Source organism: Meishania litoralis, assembly GCF_042611095.1.
Taxonomy (GTDB): Bacteria; Bacteroidota; Bacteroidia; order Flavobacteriales; family Flavobacteriaceae; genus Meishania; species Meishania litoralis.
In genome coordinates this window covers 1-2,500 of record NZ_JBHFPV010000009.1, presented here as the reverse complement: position 1 = coordinate 2,500, position 2,500 = coordinate 1, and the positions used below count along the sequence as shown (strand labels likewise).

The 2,500-nt window shown below is 54.3% G+C and carries 2 tRNA genes and 2 rRNA genes (1 of these 4 cut by a window edge); all 4 read right to left on the bottom strand.

What is annotated here, in order from left to right:
• Window positions 1-80 (bottom strand): 23S ribosomal RNA (locus ACEZ3G_RS16945); it reaches 2,758 nt to the left of the window's first position.
• Window positions 81-281: 201 nt separating this feature from the next.
• A tRNA-Ala gene (locus ACEZ3G_RS16940) sits at window positions 282-358 on the bottom strand.
• 159 nt (window positions 359-517) lie between these two features.
• Window positions 518-591 (bottom strand) — tRNA-Ile (locus tag ACEZ3G_RS16935).
• Between the two features lie 159 nt (window positions 592-750).
• A 16S ribosomal RNA gene (locus tag ACEZ3G_RS16930) occupies window positions 751-2,279 on the bottom strand.
• Together the 16S and 23S rRNA genes with 2 tRNA genes alongside form the textbook arrangement of a ribosomal RNA operon.
• Between the last annotated feature and the right edge of the window lie 221 nt (window positions 2,280-2,500).

Here is a 2,500-nt window from a genome sequence, read left to right as displayed (position 1 = left end):
CGGCTTTTCGCAGCTTATCGCGTCCTTCGTCGCCTCTGAGAGCCTAGGCATCCCCCATACGCCCTTTTCCAGCTTGTCGCCGTACTTTCGTATACGTTTCGCTCTTAGTACTCTTTACTTAAAAAATTCGTGTTTTCTTCTCTTCAAGGCACATACCCTAAGATATATGCCCCGTCCCAATATGTCAATGAACCTGTGGCGAATCGCCGCCGATAGATTATATCGGCGCAAGACGCGCAACACTCCGGAACGGTCATAAAAAACCGCTTCCAGGTGCTATCTGGTGGAGAATATCGGAGTCGAACCGATGACCTCCTGCGTGCAAGGCAGGCGCTCTAGCCAGCTGAGCTAATCCCCCATATACTAGTAGTTAGTACATAGTAGTCAGTAGTCAGTGCCTCCGACCACTACCCAACTTCCAGAATTTCCAGTACTGTATCCTCAAAGAACATATAAAAAGGAAAGAACTCTTAACTCTTAACTTTTTAACTCTTAAATGCAAGCTTCGCTTGCCGTGTAGTCCCGGGCAGACTCGAACTGCCGACCTCTACATTATCAGTGTAGCGCTCTAACCAGCTGAGCTACGGGACTGTCCCGGATCACGCCCACGGCGCGACCGTTCCTTTATACCTAAATACCATGGAGACCTTTATTACGAAGGACATACAAAAAAAAGAAAGAGGCACGGGGCGCGGAAAAGCCCCCAAGGGGGCGGCGCGCTCCCCGGCACAACGGCCGGGAACGCTCTAGAAAGGAGGTGTTCCAGCCGCACCTTCCGGTACGGCTACCTTGTTACGACTTAGCCCTAGTTACCGATCTTGCCCTAGGCCGCTCCTCGCGGTGACGGACTTCAGGCACTCCCGGCTTCCATGGCTTGACGGGCGGTGTGTACAAGGCCCGGGAACGTATTCACCGGATCATGGCTGATATCCGATTACTAGCGATTCCAGCTTCACGGGGTCGGGTTGCAGACCCCGATCCGAACTGTGACCGGTTTTGTAGATTCGCTCCGCCTTGCGGCGTGGCCGCTCTCTGTACCGGCCATTGTAGCACGTGTGTGGCCCAGGACGTAAGGGCCGTGATGATTTGACGTCATCCCCACCTTCCTCGCGGTTTGCACCGGCAGTCCCGTTAGAGTCCCCATCTTTACATGCTGGCAACTAACGGTAGGGGTTGCGCTCGTTATAGGACTTAACCTGACACCTCACGGCACGAGCTGACGACAACCATGCAGCACCTTGCAAATTGCCCGAAGGAAAGGCCATCTCTGGCCCTGTCAAAATGCATTTAAGCCCTGGTAAGGTTCCTCGCGTATCATCGAATTAAACCACATGCTCCACCGCTTGTGCGGGCCCCCGTCAATTCCTTTGAGTTTCATTCTTGCGAACGTACTCCCCAGGTGGGATACTTATCACTTTCGCTTGGCCGCCCAGGCCTCAAGGGCCCGGACAGCTAGTATCCATCGTTTACGGCGTGGACTACCAGGGTATCTAATCCTGTTCGCTCCCCACGCTTTCGTCCATCAGCGTCAGTCCATGGCTAGTGGGCTGCCTTCGCAATCGGTGTTCTATGTAATATCTATGCATTTCACCGCTACACTACATATTCCGCCCACTTCGCCATAACTCAAGACCGCCAGTATCAAAGGCATTTCTACGGTTGAGCCGCAGACTTTCACCCCTGACTTAACGGCCCGCCTACGGACCCTTTAAACCCAATGATTCCGGATAACGCTCGGACCCTCCGTATTACCGCGGCTGCTGGCACGGAGTTAGCCGGTCCTTATTCTTACGGTACCGTCAACGGGGCACGCGTGCCCCTATTTCTTCCCGTATAAAAGCAGTTTACTACCCATAGGGCATTCTTCCTGCACGCGGCATGGCTGGATCAGGCCCTCGCCCATTGTCCAATATTCCTCACTGCTGCCTCCCGTAGGAGTCTGGTCCGTGTCTCAGTACCAGTGTGGGGGATCCCCCTCTCAGGGCCCCTACCCATCGTCGCCATGGTAGGCCGTTACCCTACCATCGAGCTAATGGGACGCATGGCCATCCTCTACCGCCCGAAGGCTTTAATCGCGCGACCAGGCGGAAGCGCGATGCTACGGGGCATTAATCCGGGTTTCCCCGGGCTATTCCCCTGTAAAGGGCAGGTTCCATACGCGGTGCGCACCCGTGCGCCGGTCGCCATCTTCCAGCAAGCTGGAAATGCTGCCCCTCGACTTGCATGTGTTAGGCCTGCCGCTAGCGTTCATCCTGAGCCAGGATCAAACTCTTCATCGTAGTTACGTAAATGTGCTCACGCCACCCCGAGGTAAAAGCCATCCCGGCCCCGTATCTCAATTCTTATATTCTATATGGTTCCTCCCCCTGCCTAAAGCAGGGGGACTTTGTCTCCACAGTATGTCAATGAACTTGCCAAAAACATGGGGAAAACCCCAGGACGCCCAGGAAAAGACAATCGCCATATCCCCAAAGCGGGTGCAAATATAGGACGGTTTTTT